Consider the following 24,637-nt stretch of genomic DNA (forward strand, 5'->3'; position numbering starts at 1 on the left):
CGGGCGGGGAAAAGCGGGTTCAAACCCGCTTCCAATCCGCTTGCAAGCGGATTTCAAAAGGGCCTTGCAAGGCCCTTCCCACCGCAGAAAACAGAGGTGTCGCCATGACAAAAGTCCTCATCGCCGGCCTGGGCAATATGGGCCTGGCCCATGCCCGCGCCCATCATCACCACGCAGGTGCTGATATCGTCGGGCTGGTCAACCGCTCAGGCATTGTCAGCCACCCCGATCTGGCCGCCTATCCGGTCTTCACCGATTTCCACGCCGCCCTTGCCGCAACCAGCCCCGATCTGGCCGTCATCGCAACCTATACCGATACCCATGCCGATTACGCCATCGCGGCGATGGATGCGGGCGCGCATGTGTTCGTGGAAAAACCGCTTGCCCTGACCGTGGCCGATGCCCGGCGCGTTACCGCCAAAGCCGTGGAAACAAACCGCAAGCTCGTGGTCGGCTATATCCTGCGCCATCACCCGAGCTGGCAGCGCCTGATTGCCGAGGCGCGCGCCCTTGGGCCGCCCTATGTCTTTCGCCTCAACCTCAATCAGCAATCCTCGGGGGCCGAGTGGGAGACCCATAAGGCGCTGATGCAGACCACCAGCCCGATCGTCGATTGCGGCGTCCATTATGTCGATGTGATGTGCCAGATCACCGATGCCGCCGCGCTGCGCGTCAATGGCATGGGCGCGCGCCTGAGCGATGAGATCCCGGAAGGCATGTATAATTACGGCCAGTTTCAGGTCGTGTTCAAAGATGGGTCGGTCGGCTGGTATGAGGCCGGATGGGGCCCGATGATGTCGGAAACCGCGCATTTCATAAAGGATATCGTCAGCCCCAATGGCGCGGTGTCGATCACCAATGCCGACAGGGGCGCGTCCGCCGATATCGACAGCCATACCAAAACCGGTGCCATCCTGGTCCACCGCCCCGAAGGCGACACCCTGATCGAGCCCGCCGATGAGCCCGGCCATGACGCGCTCTGCGCTGCGGAACAGGCCTATCTGCTGCGTGCCATCGCAGAAGATATCGACCTTACCCGCCACATGAGCGACGCCGTGCAAAGCCTGGCCATCTGCCTGGCCGCCGATGAAAGCATCCGCACGGGCCGGCCCATCGACATCGAGGATATCCCGACATGACCGCGCTTTCCCTGAAGAACGTCAACAAGAGTTTTGGCAATGTCCACGTGCTGAAAGATATCAGCCTCGAGGTCGATGACGGCGAATTCGTGGTCTTTGTCGGCCCCTCGGGTTGCGGCAAATCCACGCTTCTGCGGGTCATCGCCGGGCTGGAGGATGCCAGTTCGGGCAGCGTCGAGATCGGCGGCCAGGAGGTCAACACCGTCCCCCCCGCCAAACGCGGCATTGCCATGGTGTTCCAAAGCTACGCGCTCTATCCCCATCTCAGCGTGCGCGGCAACATGTCGCTTGGCCTGAAACAGGAACGTCAACCCAAAGACGTGATCGCGGCCCGCGTGGCCGAGGCGGCGCGGATGCTGTCGATAGAGGATCTGCTCGACCGCCGCCCCTCGGAACTGTCCGGCGGCCAGCGCCAGCGCGTCGCCATCGGCCGCGCCGTGGTGCGCCAGCCAAAACTGTTCCTGTTTGATGAACCATTGTCGAATCTCGATGCCGCGCTGCGGATGAACACGAGGGTGGAAATTGCCCGGCTGCAACGCACGCTTGCCGCCTCGATGATCTATGTCACCCATGACCAGACCGAGGCCATGACCCTGGCCCACAAGATCGTGGTGCTGCGCGATGGCCGGGTCGAACAGGTCGGCTCCCCGATGGAGCTCTATAACAACCCCGCCAATCAGTTCGTCGCGGGCTTTCTGGGCTCGCCGTCGATGAATTTCCTGCCCGCCGAAACCGTTGGTGGCCCGGCGGGCTTGACGCTTGGCATTCGTCCCGAACAGCTGACAATCGCCGATCCAGGCCGCATCAAGGCTACCGTGACCCATGTCGAAAACCTGGGCGGTGATACCAATGTGCTGGCCTCGGTCGGCCCGGACCAGACCATCACGGTGCGGCTTTTTGGCCAGCATTCCATCGCCCCCGACAGCCCCATCAGTTTCGATTTCTCAGATGAGGATGCCTATCTGTTCGACGCCGATGGCGGGCGCGTCATGGACCAACAGGCCGCCTGAACGCCGACCGGCGCGCGGGGGCATGGACCGACAGGCCGCGCCTGCCGGTGGCCCCGGGATCATTCCGGGCCTATACATTCACCGCCGGACCGGGTAAATGCGGCCGCTTGCCCTTCCCGGTGCTGCAGCCCCGCCTCAGCCCGCCCCAAACCGACTGAAAACTCCTGTGAAACAAGCTCTCGCCGATGCGCTCGCCCAACGTGGCTATGATACCCTTACCCCGGTTCAGGAGGCGGTGACCGCGCCGGGCCTGACCGGGGCCGACATGCTGGTCTCGGCCCAGACCGGATCGGGCAAGACGATCGGCTTTGGCCTGGCCATCGCGCCGACGCTTCTGGGGGAGGCGGAGAGCTTCGGCCCCGCCGCGGCCCCGCTGGCGCTGGTCATCGCGCCGACGCGCGAATTGGCGCTTCAGGTCAAACGCGAACTGGCCTGGCTTTATGCCCAGGCCGGGGCACAGCTTGCGTCTTGCGTGGGCGGCATGGATATGCGCGATGAACGCCGGGCGCTGGCGCGCGGTGCCCATATCGTGGTGGCCACGCCGGGGCGCCTGCGCGACCATATCATGCGCGGCTCGATCGACCTTTCAGCCCTGCGCGCGGTGGTGCTGGACGAGGCCGATGAGATGCTCGATCTCGGCTTTCGCGAAGATCTTGAATATATCCTCGGCGCGGCCCCGTCGGAGCGTCAGACGCTGCTGTTTTCGGCCACCGTGCCCAAGGCCATCGCCAAACTGGCGCAGAGCTATCAGCGCGACGCACAGCGCATTTCCACCGCGTCGGAAAAACAGCAGCATGCCGATATCGAATATCGCGCCCTCAGCGTGTCGGCCCGCGACGCCGAAAATGCCATCATCAATGTGCTGCGCTTCTACGAGGCTCCCAATGCGCTGGTTTTCGTCAATACGCGGGCCATGGTGAACCGGCTGACCACGCGGCTGTCGAACCGGGGGTTTCCGGTCGTGGCCCTGTCGGGCGAGCTGAGCCAATCCGAGCGCACCCATGCGTTGCAGGCAATGCGCGACGGGCGGGCCCGGGTCTGTGTGGCGACAGATGTGGCGGCGCGCGGTCTCGACCTGCCCAATCTCGATCTGGTGATCCATGCCGAGCTGCCCACCAATCACGAAACCCTGTTGCACCGCTCGGGGCGCACCGGCCGGGCCGGGCGCAAGGGCGTCAGCGCGATGATCGTGCCGCCGGCGGCGCGCAAAAAGGCCGAGCGGATCCTGAAATTCGCCAAGCTGCGCGCCACATGGGATGTGGCCCCGGGGGCCGAGGCGGTGACGGCGCGCGACGAGGTGCGGATGCTGGCCGATCCGGTCTGGTCCGAGCCCCTGACCGAAAGCGAAGCGGCCCCGGTGGCCAAACTGACCGAAAATTTCAACCCGCAGCAGATCGCGGCCGCCTATCTGCGGCTCTATCATGCCCGCCATTCGGCCCCCGAGGAACTGGGCCCGGCAGATGCCAAACCGGCCCCGCGGGCGGCGTTTGGGCCCTCGGTCTGGTATGCGCTTGAGGGCGGCCAGGCGGCAGGGGCCGAACCGCGCCGCCTGCTGCCGATGCTGTGCAAGGCGGGCGGCATTTCAAAGGATGATATCGGCGCGATCCGGGTCCATCACGACACCTCGTTCATCGAGATTCGACAGGCTGCGGTGGCCGGGTTCGAGGCCGCCATCGGGGCGGCGATGAAAGTGGAGGGGGCCGGGTTGAGCCGTCAGGCCAAAGCGCCCGAACGCGGGCCTCGCCCGGACCGCCCTGAGCGCGGGCCTCGCCCGGACCGCCCTGAGCGCGGAGCACGCCCGGATCGACCGGAGCGCGCCGAGCGCCCTGAGCGGCCCGAGCGCAAACCGCGCAGCGACGGCACCACAAAACCGGTGGATTGGAACGACGCCCCCGCACCGCGTGCGAAAAAGCCGAAACCGGGGGCCGGCCCGGACAAACCGCGCAAACCACGCAACAAGGACAAGGCGCGTGCCGAGGCCCGCCCCGAGGGCGTGGTGACCCGGCACAAGCCGCGCGCGGCCGCCCCGGGGGCAAAGCCGAAAGGCCCGCCGCCGCCCAGGGGCAAACCCGATTCCAAGAAAAACAAAGCCCGCGCGGGGGCCGCCAACCCCGGCGCGCGGATGTCGGCACCGCGGCGCAAGAAGCCCTGACCAAATTGAAAACCCTGCGGGTTTGCTGGTTTTTTTCAGGCGCCGTGCCATGGCTGGTGTTGCGGTTGCGGCTGGTGTTGCGCCGTGAGTATTTTTGCAAAGAAGAAGCTGGAAGTGGCACCTGGATCAGATCTGCCGGTCACCTGCGCTGTGTTATGGCCGGGCGGCCTGCGGCGGTGATGGTCATGCTGGCCTCGATGAAAACCGGGCTGCCTTCGACCTCGGCCTGGCGGATATCGCAGATCTTGCTGATGGAAAGGTGGTCGGCCCCGGCGCGGCTGGCGCGGCTGCGGGCGGCTGTGGTCAGGGCGGCCTCGAGCGCGGCCAGGGCGCTGTCGGGGTCGGGGAAATGCGCCGGGCCATCGCTGAGATGGGCGGTGAAACGCCCGGCACTCTGGCTGGTGACGGTGCCGCTGGCGCGTTCCGCGATCTGGCCCACCACGGCCCCGATGGCATTGGCGACCCCGGCATGGTCCGGCAGCACCATGGTGCAGCCCAGACGGGCCCCGACGGCGCGATAGTAATTCGGTGCCGAGGCCCCGAGACCGATCACCGGCACACCGATGCGGGTGCGGGTCTCGACGATGCCGCGATGGCCGCCAAGGCCAGTTTGCGTCAGCTTGTGACGGGCCAGGGCGGCGGCGGGTTCGCCCGCAAATTCAGGGTCTTCGGCAAATGCCGCCTCCAGCAGGCAGAGCGTGGTCTGCGTGGTCAGCTGATCGATAATTGCCTGTGCGAAACCGGCCGCGTTTTCAGCCCGCAGCGCGCCGTTCGCGGCCCGTTTGCGGCGCAGGATCTCGATCCCTTTTTGGGCCGCGCTGGCGTCCCAGACATCCAGATCGCCCAGAACATGGGCCGCATCCGAGGGCGTGACGCCGGCCAGCATCACCAGCCCGCGCGCCACCAGCCGGTCCAGCGCCGGGGCCTCGATCCGCGATTTCAGCAGCCCGGCGACCGGTATCGCCCCGGTAATTCGCGCCAGAAGCGCCGCGTCGCGCGGGGCCAGCCCAGCCCGATCGCCGCCCATCGGCAGCACGAAACGCCCGGCATGATCGATCCCCGGATCGGCACCCAGCGCCCGGTCCAGCGCATCATGGACCATATCGGGGTGGTCAACCGCCAGCAGTGCCAGCGGCATCAGGCGGCGCGGGCCCAGGCGCAGGCCGCTATCCTCCAGATGCAGTTCACTGTCGCCGCCAAGCCCGGTGGTGCGCATCGCCACCGCCTCGACCATGGTCCGGTGGCCGCCGACCAGCGCGCCCTGCCCGTCAATCGCCGGGCAGCCGTCCCGCAGCAGCGCGATATCGGTGGTGGTGCCGCCGATATCAGAGACCAGCGCGTCGCGTTCGCCGGTCAGCCAATGGGCCCCGACAATCGAGGCGGCGGGGCCCGAGAGGATGGTCTCGATCGGGTGTTGGCGCGCCATTTCAGCCGAAATCAGCGCCCCGTCGCCGCGCACCACCATCAGGGGAACATTGATCCCGGCCGATGCCAGATGGCCTTCGCAGGCGGCAACCAGATGGGTGATCTGACCGATCAGGCGGGCGTTCAGAACCGCCGTCAGCGCCCGTTTCGGGCCGTTCAGCCGGGCCGACAGCTCGTGGCTGCAGGTGACGCCCAGGCCGGTCACGCTGCGGATGATGTCGCGGGCGCGGATCTCATGGGCCGGGTTTCTTGTGGCAAAGCGGGCGACAATGGCAAAGCCTGCCACGGCCCCGCCGAGCCGCGCCAGCTCGGCGCGCAGCCGGGCACCCTCCAGCGGGGCGGCCTCGGTGCCGCAATGTTCATGGCCACCGGCAAGGATGATCAGCGGGTCGGTTCCCAACGCCTCGGGCAGGCCGCCGCGCGCCAGATCCCTGGCACCGAACCCGATCGCAACCAGGGCCACGCGCCCGCCCTGGCCTTCGACCAGCGCATTGGTGGCCAGCGTGGTCGAGAGCGAGACCAGCCCGATATCGCCCGGCACCACCGCCGCCGAAGCCAGCGCCGCATCCACCGCCCCCGCGATACCCACCGCCAGATCTGCGTGCGTCGTCAACGCCTTGGCCGACCCCAGCACGGTTTTCGTCGCCCCATCAATGATTACCGCATCGGTATAGGTGCCGCCCGTATCGACCCCAAGTAGATAGCCCATCGCGCCCTCGTTTGCCCCGCCCATGCCATTGCCTGCATCTTACCCTATCCTTGCGCCATCTTCGTCAAGCGGCCAATTGCGACAGGTTGACGACAGGTTGACGACAGGTTTGCCGCTTAGGTCTGCGCAAGATAGTTTGCCCGCCTCAGGGTTCCGCAAAAAGCAAGGCTCCACCATGCGTTCCCCTCTCTCCGGTATCCGGGTGCTCGATCTGACCAATGTGCTGTCGGGGCCGTTTTGCTGCGCGCAACTGGCCTGGCTCGGGGCCGATGTGATCAAGGTCGAGATGCCGGGGCGCGGCGATCTGGCCCGGCAATTGGGGGCCGATGCCGATCTGAACGAGGGCCTCATGGGGACCTCGTTTCTGGCGCAGAACGCCGGCAAACGATCCTTGACGCTGAACCTCAAGGACCCGCGCGGTGGCGATATCCTGCGCGCGCTGGTGCGCGGGGCCGATGTGCTGGTGGAAAATTTCCGCCCCGGCGTGATGGACCGGCTGCATCTGGGCTATGACGCGTTGAGCGCTGAAAACCCGCGTCTGATCTATTGCGCCATATCGGGCTTTGGCCAGACCGGGCCGATGCGCGACCTGCCGGCCTATGACCAGATCATTCAGGGCCTTTCGGGGGTGATGAGCATCACCGGCAATGCCGAAACCGCGCCGCAACGGGTGGGCTATCCGCTGGCCGACACGATCGGCGGGCTTACGGCTGCGATGGCGATCAATGCCGCCCTTGCCGGGCGCGGCAGGCGCGGCACATTCATCGATGTCTCGATGCTGGAATCGGTGCTGGCCACGATGGGCTGGGTGGTGTCGAATTTTCTCATCGCCGGGCAGGTGCCGCAGCCGATGGGCAACGCCAATTTCACCGCCGCCCCTTCGGGCAGTTTTGCCACGGCCACCGCGCCGATCAACCTGGCGGCCAACAAGCAGGAACAGTTCGAGGCGCTGTGCGATCTGCTGGAGCGCCCCGATCTGAAAACCGATCCGCGCTTTGCCACGCGGGGCGCGCGGCTGGCCAATCGGGATGCTTTGACAGCGCAGATCGAGGCCGGGTTTGCCGATCACAATGCCGATACGCTGGTCGACCGCCTCAACGGCGCGGGCATCCCGGCCGGGCCGATCCTCAGCCTGCCGCAGGCGCTGGCGCAGGATCAGGTGCAGGCCCGCGCTTTCCTGCGCGATTTCCCGGATGCGGGCGTGGCAAAACCGGTCCGAAATGCGGGCGTCGGTTACCATCTGGATGGCGCGGCCCCGGATCTGGACCGCCCGCCGCCGACCCTTGGCCAGGATAGCGCGGCGATATTGGCGGATCTGGGATATGATGCCGATGCCATCGCGGCGCTGAAACGGGACAAGGTGATATGAGCAACGATAGGGGCGATGACTGGCAGGCGGTCAATCAATGGTGGAGCACCGATATCATCGACATGGAACCGGGCCGCATCGCGATCCGCGGCTATGCGATCGAGGATCTGATCGGGCGGCTCAGCTTTGCGCAGATGATCTGGCTGATGCTGCGCGGCGATCTGCCGTCCAGGGCCCAGGCGGCGCTGTTCGAGGCCGCACTTGTGGCGGCGGTCGATCACGGCCCGCAAGCCCCTTCGATCGCGATTGCGCGCATGGCGATGACCTGCGGCGTCGGCATCAACAATGCCATGGGCTCGGCCGTCAATGCGCTGGGCGATGTGCATGGCGGTGCCGGCGAAGCGGCGGCGGCGCTCTATCACGATATTGCCGCCGATTCCGAGGCCCCGCTGGCGGATGCCGTGGCCGCCGGGCTGGATCGGTTTCGCGCCGCATCGGGGCGCTATATTCCCGGTTTCGGGCACCGGTTTCACCCCGTTGATCCGCGCGCGCCGCGGCTGATGGCGCTGGTGGCCGAGGCGGTTGCGGGGGGCCTCGTCACGGGCCGGTTCCGCGCCATCGCAATGGCGATCGAGGCGCAGTTGCGGGCCGAAAAATCGCGCCCCGTGCCGATGAATATCGACGGCGCGACCGCCGTGATCTTTACCGAGCTTGGCTTTGAACCGGCTCTGCAACGCGGGCTTTTCTGCCTGTCGCGCTCGGTGGGGATTCTGGCCCATGCCAATGAACAGCGCGCTCAGGGCGGGCGCAACAAGGGGCCCACCCCGCCGCAGTTTCTGTGGAACTATACCGGCCCGCGCGGCAGGAAACTGCCCGAGTGATACAGGCGCGGCTTTGCCCCGCCGCCGCTCAAGAAATGACAGATCCGTCATTTATTTGTGACACAAGCGTCACTTTTCTCGCCGCCGCCACCGCCGATTTGCCCTTGCCCGGGGCGGCAAAGCGGGTGCAAAACGGTGGCCATGATCAGCCGCAGCCTCAATCTCAAACAGCTCGAAGCGCTCATCTGGGTGGCCGATCTGGGCAGTTTCCGCAAGGCGGCGGCGCATCTCAACACGACGCAGCCCAATATCTCGACCCGGATCGCGCGCCTTGAAGCCGCCCTTGGCACGCCCCTGATGCGGCGCGATGCCGGGTCGGTTCGGATGACGCAAAAGGGGGCCGAGATACTGGCCGAGGCCCGCAAGACCCTGCGCGCGGCGGAAGCCCTGGTCGAGATCGCGGCGCGCCCCGATCTGATCGAGGATCGCCTGCGCCTGGGCGTGACCGAACTGATCGCCTGCACCTGGCTGCGCGGTTTTCTGCGGCGGCTGAAAGCGGTCTATCCGCGGATCGCGGTCGAGCTGAATGTCGATCTGTCGCGCAATCTGGATGCAGAGCTGGCCGGTAACGGGCTGGATCTGGCGCTGCAAAACGCGCCGTTCGGAACGGCGGCATCGGGCGAGATCGCGCTTGGTTCCTACCCCTATGCCTGGGTCGCATCCCCTGAAATATCCAGGGAAATCAACACGGTTGCAGGCGTGGCGGCGGTAACGGTGCCGATCCTGACCCATGCCCGCCACACCCAGGCCTATCAGGAACTGAGCGCCCATTTTGACGCTCAGGCCCGTGGCCAGGCAGGCGCGGGCGCGCGGTTCGTGCCCTCCAGCAGCCTGACCTCAACCATCCATATGGCGGTCGATGGCATGGGGCTGGCGGTGGTGCCGCGCGCCATGGTGGCGGCGCATCTGACCGAGGGGTCGCTGGTGGAACTGGCGATGGATTGGCATCCGCAGCCCTTGCGCTTCGCGGCCCGGTTCCATGCCGATCGCGCCGCCGGGTTCGTGCATCAGGCCGCCGCGCTGGCGGTCACGGTCGCCCAATCCGAGGATCACTGAAATCTTTCATGGTGATAGATTCTAATAATTTGCGCTTATGTCGGACCCGCCGCTATTCTGCCCCCCTCAGCATCAGGGGGTCTTCATGGCATCAGCATCGAACCGGCTCGGCGTCGATATCGGCGGCACCTTCACCGATGTCGTGCTGGAGGTCGGGCCTGACAGCTATTCCACCAAGGTTCTGACCACCTATTCCGCCCCCGAAGATGCCATTATCGAGGGCATGGCGCAGGTCTGCGAAAAGGCCGGAATCGCGGCCTCGGATATCGGTCAGATCATCCATGGCACCACCCTGGCCACCAATGCGCTGATTGAACGGCGCGGCGCGAAAACGGCGCTGATCACCACGCAAGGCTTCCGCGATGTCATTGAAATGCGGACAGAATCCCGGTTCGAACAATATGATCTGAACCTGGAATTGCCGCAACCGCTGCTGCCGCGCCAGATGCGCTATACCGTGACCGAGCGGATCGATGCGCGCGGCGATGTGCTGATCGCGCTGGAGCGTTCGCAGGTCGAGGCGCTGGCCGATGTGATCGCCGAGGCAGGCTATGACAGCGTCGCCGTGGGCCTGATCCATTCCTATCTCAACGATGCCCATGAACGGCTGATCCGCGACGTGCTGGCGGAGCGTCTGCCCGGCGTGATGGTCTCGATTTCCAGCGAAGTCAGCCCGCAAATGCGCGAATATGAGCGCTTCAACACGGTCGTGGCCAATGCCTATATCAAACCCTTGATGAAATCCTACCTGTCCCGGCTGGAAGGGCGGCTGCGCGGCGAAGGCGTGGCCTGCACCATCTTTCTGATGCATTCGGGGGGCGGCATCATTTCACTGGAAAATGCCGCCGAATTTCCGGTCCGCCTGGTCGAAAGCGGCCCTGCCGGTGGCGCGGTCTTTGCCGCCACTATCGCGGCGCGTTACGGGCTGGAAAAGGTGTTGAGCTTTGATATGGGCGGCACCACGGCCAAAATCTGTCTGATCCAGAACCAGACCCCGAAAACGGCGCGCGTGTTCGAGGTGGCGCGCAGCTACCGGTTCAAGAAAGGCTCGGGCATGCCGATCTCGATTCCGGTGATCGACATGGTTGAAATTGGTGCCGGCGGCGGCTCTCTGGCGCATGTCGATGCGATGCGCCAGATCCGGGTCGGGCCGGAAAGTGCCGGCTCGGAACCCGGGCCGGCCTGTTACGGGCGCGGCGGCGAAAAACCGGCCGTCACCGATGCCGATCTGGTGCTGGGCAGGCTCGACCCCGATAATTTCGCCGGTGGCACGATCCGGCTGCATGCTGATCGCTCCGCCACCGCCCTGAGCGCGGTTCTGGGGGATGTGCTGGAGATGGACGCCGCGACATCGGCCTTCGGCCTGTCCGAGGTGGTCGATGAAAACATGGCCAATGCGGCGCGCGTTCATGCGGTGGAAAACGGCGAGGATCTCAGCCAATACACCATGATCGCCTTTGGCGGCGCGGCCCCGCTGCATGCCGGGCGGCTCTGCGAAAAACTGGGGCTTGACCGGCTGTTGGTGCCGCCCGGTGCCGGCGTCGGGTCAGCCATCGGGTTTCTGCGCGCGCCATTCAGTTTCGAGGCCAACAGGTCGGTCTATATGCGACTGTCGGATTTTGACGCGGGCCAGATCACCGAGTTGCTGCGCGCGCTGAAATCAGAGGCCATGGGCTTCGTGCGGGGCTGCGATGCCACCGCGCCGATCCTGTGCGAATACAAGGTCTATATGCGTTATTCCGGGCAGGGCTGGGAAATTCCCATCATATTGAGCGAGGCGCAGGCCATGGCCCCTGATGCGGCCACGTTCACGGAATTGTTCGAGGCCGATTATACCCGGCTTTTCGGTCGCACCGTGGCCGGGATGGATATCGAGATTACCGTCTGGTCAGTGAACGCGACCACGCCGCCCGAATCCGTGGCGCGCATTCAGGCCGCCACGGCCAGCGGCGCGGCACCGGTGATGGGCACAAGGCCGATTTTCGACCCCGCGCTTGGCCGCTTTGCCAGCGCCGATATCGTGGCGCGCGACGCGATGGGGCCGGGCAGCACCGTCATGGGCCCCGCGGCAATCACCGAGGCTGAGACCACCATCATCCTGCCGGCCAGTTGCACCGCCATCCGCCAGCCCGATGGCTGCATCGACATCACTGTGAAAGGCTGATCCCATGGCACAGACTCATTCAAATGTCGCCTATCAGGTGATGTGGAACCGGCTGATTTCGGTGGTCGAGGAACAGGCCCAGGCGCTGGTGCGCACGGCGTTTTCAACAAGCGTTCGCGAGGCCGGAGATCTGTCGGCAGGCGTCTATGACGTGGCGGGGCAGATGCTGGCGCAGGCGGTCACCGGCACGCCCGGCCATGTCAACGCGATGGCCGATGCGGTGGCCCATTTCATCCGCCGGATCGGGCGTGACAATATATTCGAGGGCGATGTCTACATCACAAATGACCCCTGGGAAGGCACCGGCCATCTGCATGACATCACCATGGTCAGCCCCTCGTTTCACAATGGCGCGCTGGTCGGATTCTTTGCCTGCACCGCGCATGTGGTCGATATTGGCGGGCGCGGCTTTGGCGCTGATGCGGCCAGCGTCTATGAAGAAGGGCTCTACCTGCCGATCATGAAATTCGCCGAACGCGGCGTGGTGGATGCGACGCTGTTGCAGATCGTGCGCGGCAATGTGCGTGAACCCGATCAACTGGTCGGCGACATCTATGCGCTGGCCGCCTGCAACGAGATCGGGCACCGGCGGCTGATCGACATGATGGTTGAATTCGGCCTCGATGATCTGGCCGGTATCGGCAGCTTCATCCTGGACAATTCGCGCCGCGCCACATTGCAGCGGATCGCGGCGCTGCCCCGGCAAGTGGCCGATGGCGAGATGACAATTGACGGCTTTGACAGCCCGATCACGCTGAAGCTGCGCCTGCGCATCGAGGTCGACCGGATCATCACCGATTTTGCCGGCACCTCGGGGGTGGACAAGAAGGGCATCAATTGCCCGCTGGTCTATACCAAGGCCTATGCCTGCTATGCGTTGAAATGCGCCATCGCGCCCGAGATCCCCAATAATGCGGCCTCGCTGGCCCCGTTCCAGATCAAGGCCCCCGAAAACAGCATCGTGCATGCCCTCCACCCCGCGCCGGTGGCGCTGCGCCATATCATCGGCCATTTCGTGCCCGATGTGGTGTTTGATGCGCTGGACAAGATCCTGCCCGGGCTGGTGCCGGCCGAAGGGGCTGGCTGTCTGTGCAATTTCCAGCTTTCCCTGCGCCCGCGCAGCGATGCCCCGGCCCCGCCCGATGCGGTCCGCTCGGAGGTATTGTCCTTCAATTCGGGCGGCGCGGGTGCGCGGCCCGAATATGACGGGCTCAATGCCACCGCCTTTCCCTCGGGTGTGATGACAATGCCGGTGGAGGCGACGGAACATGCCGGCCCGGTGATCATCTGGCGCAAGGAGCTGCGCCCAGATTCGGGCGGTATCGGCAAGCAGCGCGGCGGTTTGGGGCAATATATGGAGGTCGGCGCGCGCGCCGGCCATGAATTTGATTTCTCGGCCATGTTCGACCGCGTCGATCACCCGGCGCGCGGGCGGCGCGGCGGTGGGCCGGGTGCCCCAACCACCATTATCCGCGATGATGGCGTCGCCATGCGCGGCAAGGGCAAGCAATTCGTGCCGCATGGTGTGCGCGTGGTGCTGGGGTTTCCCGGCGGGGCCGGTTACGGTGATCCGGGCGCGCGCGACGGGCGCGCGGTGCGGCGCGATCTGGCGCGCGGCTATATCTCGGGCGCGGCGGCGGCGCGCGATTATGGGCTGAGCCAAGCGGAGATCGCCGAAGTCGAGGCCGCCGTGGCAAGAGGAGAGGATGTGACGTGACCGGCCAGCCCGAGCATTCCAGCTATGACATCATCATCATCGGCGGCGCGATGATGGGGGCCGCGACCGCCTGGTTCCTGGCGGATGATCCCGATTTCGACGGCCGGGTGCTGGTGGTGGAGATGGACCCGAGCTATGCCAAATGCTCCACCGCCCACACCAATAGCTGTATCCGGCAGCAGTTTTCGACCGAGCTGAATGTGCGGATCTCGCAATTCGGGGCCGAGTTCGTGACCAATCTGGCCGAATACATGAATGAGCCCGAGGCCCCGGCGCTGACGATCCGCAATTTCGGCTATCTCTATCTGGCCGATAGCGAAGGATTTGCCGATGCGCTGCGCGCGGCCCATGCCGTGCAGGTCGCCTGTGGCGCGGGCACGCGGTTGCTGACCCCCGACCAGATCGCGGCGCAATACCCGTTCTACCAGCTGGGTGACATCGTGCTGGGCAGCCACAACACCCGCGATGAGGGCTATTTCGACGGGGCCACGGTGTTTGACTGGTGGCGGCGATCGGCAAAACGGCGCGGCGTTGAATTTTTCGCCGGTGAAGTGGTCGCCATGACCCGCAACGCGCAAGGCACCAAGGTGCAGAGCGTGACGCTGAAATCGGGCGCGGAGATTGCCTGTGGCAAGGTGGTGAATGCCTCGGGCCCGCGCGCCGCGCGCAGTGCGGCCATGGCCGGGATCGACATTCCGGTCGAGCCGCGCAAGCGCTACTCTTGGGTGTTTCAGGCCGAAAAGCCGCTGGACCGGGTCTTGCCGCTGACCATCGACCCTTCGGGCGTGCATGTCCGCCAGGAGGGCAGCTATTATCAGGTCGGGGGGCATGGCCCGCATGACCCGGCGGTGGCCTATGATGATTTCGAGATGGATCATGCCCTCTGGGCCGATCACATCTGGCCGGTGCTGGCCAACCGCATCCCGGCCTTTGAGGCGATCAAAGTGGTCAATGAATGGGCCGGGCATTACGCCTATAACATCCTTGATCAGAACGCGATCATCGGGCCGCATGATCAGGTGGAAAACTTCTATTTCCTGAACGGGTTTTCCGGCCACGGGCTGCAACAAGCGCCCGCCATGGGGCGCGGCATGGCGGAATTGCTGACCCATGGCGAATATCGTAGCCTTGATCTGAGCCCGCTCGGTTTTGATCGGGTCGTGAGAAATACACCCTTCATCGAAAAGGCCGTGATATGAACCTGCCCCCGAACCGCTTTGGCCGCGCGCTGGCCGCTGGCGACAAGCAGATCGGCCTCTGGATCAGCCTGTGCAGCACTATCGCCGCCGAGGTGACGGCCCATGCCGGGTTTGACTGGGCGCTGGTCGACATGGAGCATTCGCCGAATGATTACCTGTCGGTTCTGGCCCAGTTGCAGGTCTTTGCCGGCAGCGACACTACCGCGCTGGTGCGGGTCGAATGGAATGATGGCGTCGCGGTCAAGCGGCTGCTGGATCTGGGCGCGCAAGGCCTGCTGTTTCCGATGATCCAGTCTGTCGAGGAGGCCGAAAAGGCCGTGGCCGCCACCCGCTATCCGCCGCGTGGCATTCGCGGCGTCTCGGGCACCACGCGGGCCACCAGATTTGGCCGGGTGGGCGATTATCTGGACCGGGTCGAGGCCGAAACCACCGTGCTGCTGCAACTGGAAACGGCGGCGGCGCTGGGGCGCGCCGAGGCCATTGCAGCCGTGGACGGGGTCGATGGCATCTTTTTCGGCCCGGCCGATATTGCCGCCGATATCGGCAAGCTGGGCAATCCGATGGACCCTGAGGTCTGGGCGCTGATCCGCCCGGTGGCGCAGCGATTGATTGCGCAAGGCATGCCGGTGGGCACGCTGGTCAGCGATCCGGGCTTTGCGGCGGAACTGATGGAGGAAGGCTTTGCTTTCGTGGCCTGCGGGCTGGATAGCGGGCTGCTGGCGCGCGCCAGTGATGCGCTTCTGGCCGATGTGAAGAACCGTTTGGGATAAGGAAACACATGACATGAAGAAACTCGTTCTGACCGGGGCCGCGGGCCGTCTGGGATCCTACCTGCGCGAACCGCTGGCCGCGATGTGCGATACGCTGGTCTCGACCGACATCGTCGAGGATATCGGCCGGCTTTATCCGGGCGAGAGCTATATGCGCGCCGATCTGGCCGATCTCGATGCCATGATCGCGGTTCTCGACGGGGCCGATATGGTGATCCATTTCGGGGCCTATTGCGATGAGGGGCCGTTTGAAAAACTGCTGGGGCCGAATTTCATCGGGGCCTATAATGTCTGGGAGGCGGCCCATCGCAACGGGCTGCGCCGGGTGGTCTATGCCAGTTCGATCCATGCCGTGGGGATGTATCCCAAGACCGATTTCATCGGCACCGACGTGCCCCACCGGCCCGACACGTTCTATGGTCTCGCCAAATGCTTTGCCGAGGATCTGGGCAGCATGTATTGGGACAAGCGCGGCCTGGAAAGCGTGCATCTGCGCATTCTCAGCGCGGCGCAAGTGAACAACCCCCGGTCGCTTGGTTCCTGGCTCAGCTATGAGGATCTGATCCAGCTTGTCACCCGCGCCATCGACACGCCGGTGACCGGGTTTACCGTGATCTATGGGGTCTCCGACAATGACCGCGCGCCGGTGGATAATTCAAATGCCGCTTTTTTGGGCTACCGCCCGCGCGACAATGCCGAACAATTCGCGGCCCAGGTGCTGGCGGATGCCGAGCCGATGGACCCGACCGATCCCGGCCATATGTGCCATGGCGGGCCCTTCGCCTCGGTCGAACTTGGCAAGAGCGGCGTGGCCACGATGAACATCGTTGATGACAAGAAAAAGACCTGACAGGGAACCGGTCAGAGATCGTCGAGCATGGCCAGCGCGTCCAGCAGATCATCCAGCCGCTCGCGGCCCAGAACATCCGTGAAACGTTGCGCGATACGGGCGGCCTCAGCGCGGTTATCGTCCAGAATCGCCTGCCCGGCAGGGGTGATCTGCAACACCAGACGGCGGCGATCAGTGGTGTCGGTGGCCCGCGTAATCAGCCCGTTCGCCACCATGTTCTGCGCGATCCGGGTCAGGCTTGGCAGCAACAGGCTGGTCTGTTCGGCCAGTTTGCTGGCATCCATGGCACCGTTTTCCGACAGCATCCGCAACACCCGCCATTGCTGTTCGGTGATGCCGCTGGCACCCAGCATGTCGCGGATCGGGGCCATCACCTTTTCGCGCGCACGCATCAGGGCAAAGGGCAGGGATCGGCGGGCCGGGGGCAGATCGGGGGGCTGATCGGGGCTCATCGCGAAAAAGGCTCCGGCTTTATCGGGTATGGAAGTTACTTAATATCCTAAGTGTTGCGGCAAGAACAGGGCGATATGGGTCCTGTTGGTTGACATGTTAAGGAAAATGCTTAACATCGCAACTGAATCATGAGGAACTGCCAATGTCCGACCTTGCCCGCAATATTGACAGGCTGAACGGCCATCTGGCGCGGTTTCGTGACACCGGCATTCGCAACCGCATCGGCGGGCAGGACCGGGACGGCGCGGGCGGCCTGTTTCAAACCATCAGCCCGGTCGATAACAGCCTGATCTGCGATGTCGCGCGCAGCGATGCGGGCGATATCGATGCCGCAGCCCGCGCCGCCGCAGAAGCCTTTCCGGCCTGGCGCGACATGGCCGCGACCAGGCGCAAAAAGATCCTGATGGATGTGGCCGACGCGATCGAGGCCCGCGCCGAGGAGATCGCGCTTTGCGAATGCTGGGATACCGGCCAGACCCTGCGCTTCATGTCCAAGGCGGCGCTGCGCGGGGCCGAGAACTTTCGCTATTTCGCTTCGCAAGCGACATCGGCGCGCGATGGCCAGACCCTGCCTTCGCCGACGCTGCTCAACATCACCACCCGCAAGCCGATTGGCCCGGTCGGCGTGATCACGCCATGGAACACGCCCTTCATGCTGTCGACCTGGAAGATCGCCCCGGCGCTGGCGGCGGGCTGCACCGTGGTTCACAAACCGGCCGAGGCCTCGCCGCTGACCGCCCGCCTGCTGGTCGAGATCGCCGAAAGCGCGGGCCTGCCGCCGGGCGTGCTGAACCTGGTCAACGGCTTTGGCGAGGAGGCCGGGCGCGCCCTGACCGAACATCCCCTGATCCGGGCCATCGCCTTTGTCGGCGAAAGCCGCACCGGCACCCTGATCACCAAACAGGGGGCCGACACGCTGAAACGGGTGCATCTGGAACTGGGCGGCAAGAACCCGGTGATCGTATTCGAGGATGCCGATCTGGAGCGCGCTTTGGATGCGGTGATTTTCATGATCTATTCGGTCAATGGCGAACGCTGCACCTCCTCTTCGCGGCTGCTGGTGCAGGAGAGTATCAAGGAAGATTTCGAGGCAAGGCTGGTGGCGCGCGTCAACGCCATCAAGGTCGGCCACCCGCTGGACCCCGCCACCGAGATCGGGCCGCTGATCAGCGAAGAACATTTCAACAAGGTCACCAGCTATTTCGATATAGCCCGCGCCGATGGCGCGACGCTGGCGGCGGGCGGCGTGGCTTTGGCCGGCGCGGGCTATTTCATCCGCCCGACGCTGTTTACCAATGCCACCAATCAGATGCGCATCGCGCGCGAGGAAATCTTTGGCCCGGTGCTGAGCTCGATCCCGTTTGGCTCTGAGGCCGAGGCGCTGCAGATCGCCAATGACACGCCTTACGGGCTGGCTGCTTATGTCTGGACCAATGACCTGACCCGCGCCCTGCGGGTAAGCGACGCGCTGGAGGCCGGAATGATCTGGGTGAACTCGGAGAATGTCCGACATTTGCCGACGCCCTTTGGCGGCGTCAAGGCCTCGGGCATGGGGCGCGATGGCGGCGATTGGTCATTCGAATTCTACATGGAACAAAAACATATCGGATTTGCCACCGGGGCGCATGACATCATGAAACTGGGGGAAATCTGAACGGGCGGCGGAAACCCGCCATTTGCAGCCCCGCCGGTCCGCGCTTTGCGCCGCGCCCGCCGGATAATCGTTTTTGCCGGTGGCACAGTTGCCCCGGCTGCCCTAGATTTGGGGCAATGCAGCCCCGGATCCATGCCATGCGCCGCCTGACCCTTCTCAGTGTCACATTCTGCCTGATGGCCGGAATGGCGCTGGCGCAGAATGCCCTGCGCCTTGAGGTGCCGGGGGCCTCGGATGATCTGCGCGCAGCCCTTTTGGCGGCGTCGCGCAGCCAGGCCGTCATCGGTGAACCCGGGGCGCCTGCGCAGGACATTCTGGCCGCCGCAAGGTCCGATTACGCCCGGCTTTTGGCGGTGCTGTATGAATTCGGCTATTTCGGCCCGGAAATTTCGATCCGGGTGAACGGGGTTGAGGTTGCGGCGCTGTCGCCCTTTCGCCCGCCCGCATCGGTGCAATCGGTGGCCATCACCATTGATCCCGGCACCGCGTTTCGGCTTGGCCGCGCCGATATTGCGCCGCTGGCCCCGGGCACTTCCCTGCCGCCGGGCTTTGCGCCCGGTCAGATCGCCTCGACCCGGGTGCTGCGCCAGGCGGCCGAGGCGGGTATTGACGGCTGGCGCGCCGCCGGCCATGCCGGTGCCGCCATTTCCGGCCAGCAGATCACGGCCCGCCAGCAAGCGGGCGAATTGGATGTCGATATCGCCCTGACGCCCGGGCCGCTGAACCAGTTTGGCCAGTTGATCCCGCAAGGCCAGGACCGGATGCGCGCGGAGCGGATTGCGCGTATCGCGGGCCTGCCCGAGGGCGCGCGCTTTGATCCCGAAACGCTGGCCCGGGTGGCGGCAAGGCTGCGCGATACCGGCGTCTTTGCCTCGGTCAGCCTCAGCGAAGTGCCGCGCGCGCAAAGCAGCCGGGTCGATATCCGCGCCGATCTGGTCGAAGCGCCCTTGCGTCGCCTCGGCTTCGGGGCCGAGATTGCCACGCCGGAGGGCCTCTCGCTCAGCGGGTTCTGGCTGCATCGCAACCTTTGGGGCGGGGCCGAACGGCTGCGCTTTGACGCCGAAATTTCGGGGCTTGGCGGGGCTGATGGCGGCTTTGACGGTCTTTTGGGGGTGCAGTTTTCACGCCCCGCCGATCTGACCCCCGACACGACCCTGCGCTTTGGCCTGCAGGCCAAACATCTCGATGAGGTGCTTTTCAGCGCCGACAGCCTTGCCGCCGAACTGGGCCTGGCACATCGGTTTTCCGACCGGCTGGACGGCGATCTGGCGGCGATGATCCAATATTCGGATGTCAGGGATGCATTTTCCAATCGTCAGATCCTGATGCTGGCGCTGCCCGCCGGCCTGACCTGGGACGGGCGCGACAACGCCTTTGACGCGGCGCAGGGCTGGTATGGTGCGGCCGAACTGATCCCATTCACCATGTTCCGCGATGGTAGCGGTATCCGCCTGACCGCCGATCTGCGCGCCTATCGTGGCTTCGGGGCTGATAACCAAACCCGGGTCGCGGCCCGGCTGCAACTGGGCAGCGTCGATGGCGGTGACATCACGGCCCTGCCGCCCGACTGGCTGTTTTACTCGGGCGGCGCGGGCACGGTGCGCGGGCAGGGCTATCAATCGCTGGGCGCGTTGCAGGGCGGTGTCGCCACTGGCGGGCGCAGCTATCTGGGGGCATCGCTGGAACTGCGTCAGGATCTGGTGGGCAATTTCGGCGCGGTGGCATTTGCCGATTTCGGGTGGATTTCATCGGATGCCTGGGGGGCGGGCCGCAGTGGTGAGCAGGCCGGGGCCGGGCTCGGGCTGCGCTATGCCACCCCGATCGGCCCGATCCGGCTGGATCTTGCCACGCCCATCACCGGCCCCGGCGCGGGGCGCGATCTGTTTCTCTATCTTGGCTTGGGGCAAAGCTTTTGACCCGGTTTCTGATCCTCCTTTTCCTGGCCCTGTTCAGCGCCATTCCCCCGGCGCAGGCGCAGGAAGATGACCGCTCGCGTCTGGTGCGGTTTCTGGAGGATGCGCTGTCGGACGGGGCCGCGCGGCAGGTGCGGATCGAAGGTTTTGCCGGCGCGCTCAGTTCCTCCGCCACGCTGGAGCGCCTGACCATCGCCGATGCCGCGGGCATCTGGCTGACCCTTGAGGGGGCCGAACTGACCTGGCGGCGCGCGGCGCTGCTGCGCGGCGAGATTGATATCACCCGGCTGGCCGCGACCCGCATCATATTGGCCCGCCTGCCGGAAACCGACCCCGACCCGGCCAGGCCCGAGGCCACGCCCTTTGCGCTGCCGGATCTGCCGGTCTCGATCCGCATTGCAAGCCTTGAGGCGGCCCGGATCGAACTGGGCGCGCCGGTTCTGGGGGTCGCGGTGGTGGCCAGCGCCAGCGGCCGGGTCAGCTTGGCCGAGGGGGAGGGCCGCGCGGCGCTCGATCTGATCCGGCTCGACGGTCCCGAAGGCGTCTTTGCCCTGGCCGCGTCCTTTGGCAATGACAGCCGCCAGCTCGATCTTGCCCTTGACCTGCGCGAAGATCCCGGCGGCATCGTGGTCACGGCTCTGGGCATCAATGATGCGCCCGCGATCGAGCTTGCCATCGCGGGCAGCGGCCCCTTGAGCGACTTTTCCAGCACCCTCACGCTGGCCAGTGACGGGGTGGCGCGCATTTCGGGCGATATCACCCTGGCGCGTACTGAGAACGGCGACCAATGGCTGGCGCTCGATCTGGCCGGTGATGTCGCGCGGTTCCTGCTGCCGGAATATCAGCCCTTCTTTGGCGATGATACCCGGGCGACGGTGCGCGCCGTGCGGGCCGCTGACGGGGCCATGGAGTTGCAGGCGTTCGACCTCTCGACCGCGTCGCTGCGTATCGCCGGCAGGGCTGCGCTCGATCCCGGCGGCGTGCCGGAAAATTTCAGCCTGAGCGCCGAACTGCGCCCGGATGGATCAGGCCCCGTGCGCCTGCCGGTGCCGGGTCAGGTGGTGGAGGTTGCCGCCGCCGATATCAGCCTCAGCTATGACCGTGCGGCGGGCGATAGCTGGAGCGGTCAGGCCGTGCTGCTTGCGCTGCGCGTCGATGAGACGCGCCTGGATCGCGCCGAACTGACGCTGTCGGGCAGTATCAGCGCCCCGGGCAATCTGCTGGCCCGGGTCACGGCTGAAGTGGAAACGGAATTTAGCGGCTTGGCGCTGCCCGATGCGGCCATGCAGACAGCAGTTGGCGGGGCCGGGCAGGCCGCCTTCTCGGTGCTTTGGCAAAGGGGTGAGCCGCTGCGCATCGATGCCCTGATGATCGCCGCTGACAACGCCCGGATGCAGGGGCAGGCCCGGATCGCGGCAGCGGAAAACGCGCTGATCCTGACCACCGACCTGCAAGCCACCCTGCCCGATATCGCTGCCTTTTCGGGTCTGGCCGGGTCGGAGCTGACGGGCGCGGTGACGGCAGAGATTGCCGGCGAGGTCGAATTGCTGTCCGGTGCCTTTGATCTGGATCTGGTGGCGGTGGCGCAGGATCTGTCTCTGGGCCTTGGCGAACCGGCCGGGCTTTTTGGCGGCGAAACCCGGGCCACGGCGCGCGCCATCCGCGACGCGCAAGGTTTGCGCCTTGAGGCCTTCGATATCGCGGGCAGCCAGATCGGGGCCGATGGCAATGCCAGCCTCTCCTCAACCGCCAGCCGCCTGCAGATCGCGGCCCGGTTGGCCAATGCGGGCCTGCTCAGCCCGTCACTATCGGGCCCGCTGAGCGCCCAGGCCATATTGACCCGCGAAACCGCCGGCCTGCCCTGGGATCTGACCGCAGAGGCAAGCCTGCAAAACGGTGTCGCAATGGCGGCAACGGGGCAGGTGGGCCTGCCCGGTGGCGCGGTCGATCTGGCGCTGAGCGGCAGCGCGGCACTGGCGCTGGTCAACCCCTTCATCGCGCCAAATTCGGTGCAGGGAACCGCCGATCTGAACCTTGCCCTTGCCGGTCCGCCGGGCCTGTCGGCGCTCAGCGGCACCATCGCGCTGCGCGACATGCGGATTGCCGCCCCCGATGCCGGGCTGGCGGTCGAGGGCGCATCGGCCAGGATAACGCTGGCGGGCGGGCGCGCCGATCTGACCGGGCAGGGTAGCCTGGCCGCGGGCGGTGCCGTGACCCTGTCGGGCAGCCTCGATCTGGGCGCGCCGGGCCTGCCGGGCCGCTTTGACATCGGCCTCGATGCGGCCCGCATTGCGCAGGGTGATCTGTTCCAGACAATGATAACACGCGGCGATATCACGCTGGCCGGGCCGATGACGGGTGGCCCCGCGCTGAGCGGCCGGATCACGCTTGGCCAGACCGATATCCTGATCGAACCCACCTCTTTCGGCAGTGCCGAACCGATCCCCGAGATCCGCCATATCGGCGAAAATGCCGCCCAATACGCCACCCGCGCCAATGCCGGGCTGCTGCGGGGCGCGGGCGCATCCGGGCCGCCGCTGCCGCTCGATCTGACCATCATCGCCGCCAACCGGATCTTCCTGCGCGGCGGCGGGCTGGACGCCGAACTGGGCGGGTCGATCCGGGTCGGCGGCAGCAGCGCCAATGTCATTCCCTCGGGCCAGTTCGATCTGATCCGGGGCCGCCTGTCGCTGCTCGGGCAGCGCTTTGACCTGACCCGGGCCTCGGTCACCCTGTCGGGCAGTTTCGATCCGTTCCTGGAGGTCGTGGGCCAGACAAGGGCCGGCGACACCTTGATCATCATCACCCTGTCCGGCCCGGCGCAGGCCCCCGAACTGACGCTCAGTTCACTGCCAAGCCTGCCCGAGGATGAGATCCTGTCGCGGCTGCTGTTCGGGCGCGGCACTTCCAGCCTGTCGGCGGTGCAGGCGCTGCAACTGGTCGATGGGCTGTCGCGGCTGGCCGGGTCGGGCAGCATCATCGGCTCGATCCGCGACGCTCTCGGCGTCGATGATCTGGATCTGGGCACCGATGCGGCGGGCAATTCCGAGCTGCGCCTGGGCCGCTATATCGGCGAAAACGCCTATACCGATATCGGCATCGGCTCGGATGGTGACGCGGAGCTGTCGCTGAACCTCGACCTGACGCCCAACCTGACCGCGCGCGGCAGCTTGGGCTCGGACGGGCAGGGCGGCTTGGGGATATTCTTTGAGCGGGATTACTGACCCGGGTTTGCGGCCCGCGATCGTAGCCCGCCGGTTCTTATGCGCAGAAAGGATGCAATGCACAGTCTCGACCCGAAACAGACCCGCGCCTTTCTGGCCGCCATTCAGGCGGGCACGGTGCGCGGCGCGGCCGAGGCGTTGGCGGTCCAACCCTCGACCATCAGCCGCGCCATCGCAGGCCTGGAACGCCAGCTTGCCACCACGCTGATCGAACGCGGCCGGCGCGGCGTGCAACTGACCGAAGCCGGCGCGCTGTTGCAGGAACTGCTGCGCCGTCAGGCCGGAGAGTTCGAGGCGCTGCAATCGCAGTTTGACGCGCTCAAGGGCATGGCGCGCGGCAAGGTGGCGCTGGCCGTGGGCGAAGGCTTTGCCGGTGATCTGGTCAGCGGCGCATTGCCCGGCTTCGTGGCGGCCCATCCCGGCATTACCTACACGATGAATGTCGGCACCACCGAGGCGGTGACGCATCAGATCCTCACCGATCAGGCCCATATCGGTCTGGCCTATGACGTGACCCCCGACCGGCAGATCAAACAGATCGCCCGGCACCGCCAGCCGCTGGTGATGCTGGCCCGCCCCGATACCCGCTTTGCCACGCCACCCGGCCCGCTGGACATGGCCGCGCTGGCCGGGTTTCCGGCGGCGGTGGCCATCGGCGGCACTGGCATCGGCGCGCTTTTGGCCCGGGCCGAGGCGCGCGCCGGGCAGCGCCTGTTTGCCGTGGTCCAGACCGCATCCATCGCCGCCCTGCTGGCTTTCGCGCGCTCCGGCATGGGCGTGACCTTCCTGCCGCGCTTTGCCGCGATGGCCGATATCTCTGAGGGACGCCTGATCGCGCGTGACATAGCAGAGCCAGGTTTTGACGCCAGCGAGGCCGCCCTGATCGCCCGTGAGGGCCGCGAATTGCCGCGTGCGGCGCAGGCGCTGGCGGGCCATCTGGCGCGGCATATGTCGGCTTTTTCCGGTTAGGTATACGTTGCATGCAGCGCAACGATATTCTTCTTTCGTTGTT

The 24,637-nt window shown here is 65.8% G+C and carries 17 protein-coding genes; 15 read left to right on the forward strand and 2 right to left on the reverse strand.

The window, feature by feature from the left end; genetic code table 11:
* Nucleotides 1–104: 104 nt before the first annotated feature.
* The 3 genes from ACW8PS_RS03490 (at nucleotide 105) to ACW8PS_RS03500 (ending at nucleotide 4,301) form a co-directional block, all read left to right on the forward strand.
* Nucleotides 105–1,139 carry a Gfo/Idh/MocA family protein gene (locus tag ACW8PS_RS03490; RefSeq protein ID WP_491525885.1) on the forward strand — a complete coding sequence of 345 codons (1,035 nt, stop codon included), beginning with the start codon at nucleotides 105–107 and terminating at the stop codon, nucleotides 1,137–1,139.
* Complete coding sequence (locus ACW8PS_RS03495; protein ID WP_491525886.1) at nucleotides 1,136–2,149, forward strand: ABC transporter ATP-binding protein; 1,014 nt, start codon at nucleotides 1,136–1,138, stop codon at nucleotides 2,147–2,149. The genes ACW8PS_RS03490 and ACW8PS_RS03495 overlap by 4 nt, the downstream gene beginning before the upstream one ends.
* A 166-nt stretch (nucleotides 2,150–2,315) precedes the next feature.
* A complete protein-coding gene (locus ACW8PS_RS03500) occupies nucleotides 2,316–4,301 on the forward strand; it encodes a DEAD/DEAH box helicase (RefSeq protein ID WP_491525887.1) in 1,986 nt (661 codons plus the stop codon).
* A gap of 139 nt (nucleotides 4,302–4,440) precedes the next feature.
* Here ACW8PS_RS03500 and ACW8PS_RS03505 read toward each other — a convergent pair whose 3' ends face one another.
* The gene (locus ACW8PS_RS03505; protein WP_491525939.1) at nucleotides 4,441–6,435 is read right to left on the reverse strand and encodes a hydantoinase/oxoprolinase N-terminal domain-containing protein; all 1,995 of its coding nucleotides are present in this window, start codon (nucleotides 6,433–6,435) and stop codon (nucleotides 4,441–4,443) included.
* 175 nt (nucleotides 6,436–6,610) lie between these two features.
* On the opposite strand from ACW8PS_RS03505, the gene ACW8PS_RS03510 reads away from it, so the two are divergent.
* From ACW8PS_RS03510 to ACW8PS_RS03545, 8 genes are all read left to right on the forward strand, one after another.
* The gene (locus ACW8PS_RS03510) at nucleotides 6,611–7,804 is read left to right on the forward strand and encodes a CaiB/BaiF CoA transferase family protein (RefSeq protein ID WP_491525888.1); all 1,194 of its coding nucleotides are present in this window, start codon (nucleotides 6,611–6,613) and stop codon (nucleotides 7,802–7,804) included.
* Nucleotides 7,801–8,625, forward strand: a complete 825-nt coding sequence (locus ACW8PS_RS03515) for a citryl-CoA lyase (RefSeq protein ID WP_491525889.1) — start codon at nucleotides 7,801–7,803, stop codon at nucleotides 8,623–8,625. The genes ACW8PS_RS03510 and ACW8PS_RS03515 overlap by 4 nt, the downstream gene beginning before the upstream one ends.
* A gap of 141 nt (nucleotides 8,626–8,766) precedes the next feature.
* A complete protein-coding gene (locus ACW8PS_RS03520) occupies nucleotides 8,767–9,681 on the forward strand; it encodes a LysR family transcriptional regulator (protein WP_491525940.1) in 915 nt (304 codons plus the stop codon).
* An 85-nt stretch (nucleotides 9,682–9,766) separates the two neighbouring features.
* Entirely contained in the window at nucleotides 9,767–11,845 is a 2,079-nt protein-coding gene (locus ACW8PS_RS03525; protein ID WP_491525890.1) for a hydantoinase/oxoprolinase family protein, read from the forward strand.
* A gap of 4 nt (nucleotides 11,846–11,849) precedes the next feature.
* Nucleotides 11,850–13,562: a hydantoinase B/oxoprolinase family protein gene (locus tag ACW8PS_RS03530; protein WP_491525891.1), complete on the forward strand. Its 1,713-nt coding sequence runs from the start codon at nucleotides 11,850–11,852 to the stop codon at nucleotides 13,560–13,562.
* Entirely contained in the window at nucleotides 13,559–14,761 is a 1,203-nt protein-coding gene (locus tag ACW8PS_RS03535; RefSeq protein WP_491525892.1) for an NAD(P)/FAD-dependent oxidoreductase, read from the forward strand. The genes ACW8PS_RS03530 and ACW8PS_RS03535 overlap by 4 nt, the downstream gene beginning before the upstream one ends.
* On the forward strand, nucleotides 14,758–15,531 hold the full coding sequence (locus ACW8PS_RS03540) for an HpcH/HpaI aldolase family protein (protein ID WP_491525893.1): 774 nt from the start codon (nucleotides 14,758–14,760) through the stop codon (nucleotides 15,529–15,531). Before ACW8PS_RS03535 ends, ACW8PS_RS03540 begins: the two co-directional genes overlap by 4 nt.
* 13 nt (nucleotides 15,532–15,544) lie before the next feature.
* Nucleotides 15,545–16,381 carry an NAD-dependent epimerase/dehydratase family protein gene (locus tag ACW8PS_RS03545; protein WP_491525894.1) on the forward strand — a complete coding sequence of 279 codons (837 nt, stop codon included), beginning with the start codon at nucleotides 15,545–15,547 and terminating at the stop codon, nucleotides 16,379–16,381.
* Between the two features lie 11 nt (nucleotides 16,382–16,392).
* On the opposite strand, the gene hpaR is transcribed toward ACW8PS_RS03545, so the two are convergent.
* Nucleotides 16,393–16,833 carry a homoprotocatechuate degradation operon regulator HpaR gene (gene hpaR, locus ACW8PS_RS03550; protein ID WP_491525895.1) on the reverse strand — a complete coding sequence of 147 codons (441 nt, stop codon included), beginning with the start codon at nucleotides 16,831–16,833 and terminating at the stop codon, nucleotides 16,393–16,395.
* Nucleotides 16,834–16,976: 143 nt separating this feature from the next.
* Here hpaR and hpaE point away from each other — a divergent pair, with 143 nt between their 5' ends.
* From hpaE to ACW8PS_RS03570, 4 genes are all read left to right on the forward strand, one after another.
* The gene (gene hpaE, locus ACW8PS_RS03555) at nucleotides 16,977–18,488 is read left to right on the forward strand and encodes a 5-carboxymethyl-2-hydroxymuconate semialdehyde dehydrogenase (RefSeq protein WP_491525896.1); all 1,512 of its coding nucleotides are present in this window, start codon (nucleotides 16,977–16,979) and stop codon (nucleotides 18,486–18,488) included.
* Nucleotides 18,489–18,625: 137 nt separating this feature from the next.
* Nucleotides 18,626–20,404, forward strand: a complete 1,779-nt coding sequence (locus ACW8PS_RS03560; protein WP_491525897.1) for an autotransporter assembly complex protein TamA — start codon at nucleotides 18,626–18,628, stop codon at nucleotides 20,402–20,404.
* Nucleotides 20,401–23,625, forward strand: coding sequence for a translocation/assembly module TamB domain-containing protein (locus tag ACW8PS_RS03565; protein ID WP_491525898.1), 3,225 nt, complete (start codon nucleotides 20,401–20,403; stop codon nucleotides 23,623–23,625). The genes ACW8PS_RS03560 and ACW8PS_RS03565 overlap by 4 nt, the downstream gene beginning before the upstream one ends.
* Nucleotides 23,626–23,682: 57 nt before the next feature.
* Nucleotides 23,683–24,594, forward strand: coding sequence for a LysR family transcriptional regulator (locus ACW8PS_RS03570; protein ID WP_491525899.1), 912 nt, complete (start codon nucleotides 23,683–23,685; stop codon nucleotides 24,592–24,594).
* The last annotated feature ends 43 nt before the right edge of the window (nucleotides 24,595–24,637 follow it).

The sequence above is a fragment of the Alterinioella sp. genome, from assembly GCF_058343375.1.

What these genes read in the sequence shown, in the direction of transcription:
- hpaR (WP_491525895.1), bottom strand. Translation starts at nt 16,833, where the DNA reads ATGAGCCCCGATCAGCCCCCCGATCTGCCCCCGGCCCGCCGATCCCTG.
- ACW8PS_RS03530 (WP_491525891.1), top strand. Translation starts at nt 11,850, where the DNA reads ATGGCACAGACTCATTCAAATGTCGCCTATCAGGTGATGTGGAACCGG.
- ACW8PS_RS03490 (WP_491525885.1), top strand. Translation starts at nt 105, where the DNA reads ATGACAAAAGTCCTCATCGCCGGCCTGGGCAATATGGGCCTGGCCCAT.
- ACW8PS_RS03540 (WP_491525893.1), top strand. Translation starts at nt 14,758, where the DNA reads ATGAACCTGCCCCCGAACCGCTTTGGCCGCGCGCTGGCCGCTGGCGAC.
- ACW8PS_RS03525 (WP_491525890.1), top strand. Translation starts at nt 9,767, where the DNA reads ATGGCATCAGCATCGAACCGGCTCGGCGTCGATATCGGCGGCACCTTC.
- ACW8PS_RS03560 (WP_491525897.1), top strand. Translation starts at nt 18,626, where the DNA reads ATGCGCCGCCTGACCCTTCTCAGTGTCACATTCTGCCTGATGGCCGGA.
- hpaE (WP_491525896.1), top strand. Translation starts at nt 16,977, where the DNA reads ATGTCCGACCTTGCCCGCAATATTGACAGGCTGAACGGCCATCTGGCG.
- ACW8PS_RS03520 (WP_491525940.1), top strand. Translation starts at nt 8,767, where the DNA reads ATGATCAGCCGCAGCCTCAATCTCAAACAGCTCGAAGCGCTCATCTGG.
- ACW8PS_RS03515 (WP_491525889.1), top strand. Translation starts at nt 7,801, where the DNA reads ATGAGCAACGATAGGGGCGATGACTGGCAGGCGGTCAATCAATGGTGG.
- ACW8PS_RS03505 (WP_491525939.1), bottom strand. Translation starts at nt 6,435, where the DNA reads ATGGGCTATCTACTTGGGGTCGATACGGGCGGCACCTATACCGATGCG.
- ACW8PS_RS03545 (WP_491525894.1), top strand. Translation starts at nt 15,545, where the DNA reads ATGAAGAAACTCGTTCTGACCGGGGCCGCGGGCCGTCTGGGATCCTAC.
- ACW8PS_RS03570 (WP_491525899.1), top strand. Translation starts at nt 23,683, where the DNA reads ATGCACAGTCTCGACCCGAAACAGACCCGCGCCTTTCTGGCCGCCATT.
- ACW8PS_RS03510 (WP_491525888.1), top strand. Translation starts at nt 6,611, where the DNA reads ATGCGTTCCCCTCTCTCCGGTATCCGGGTGCTCGATCTGACCAATGTG.
- ACW8PS_RS03495 (WP_491525886.1), top strand. Translation starts at nt 1,136, where the DNA reads ATGACCGCGCTTTCCCTGAAGAACGTCAACAAGAGTTTTGGCAATGTC.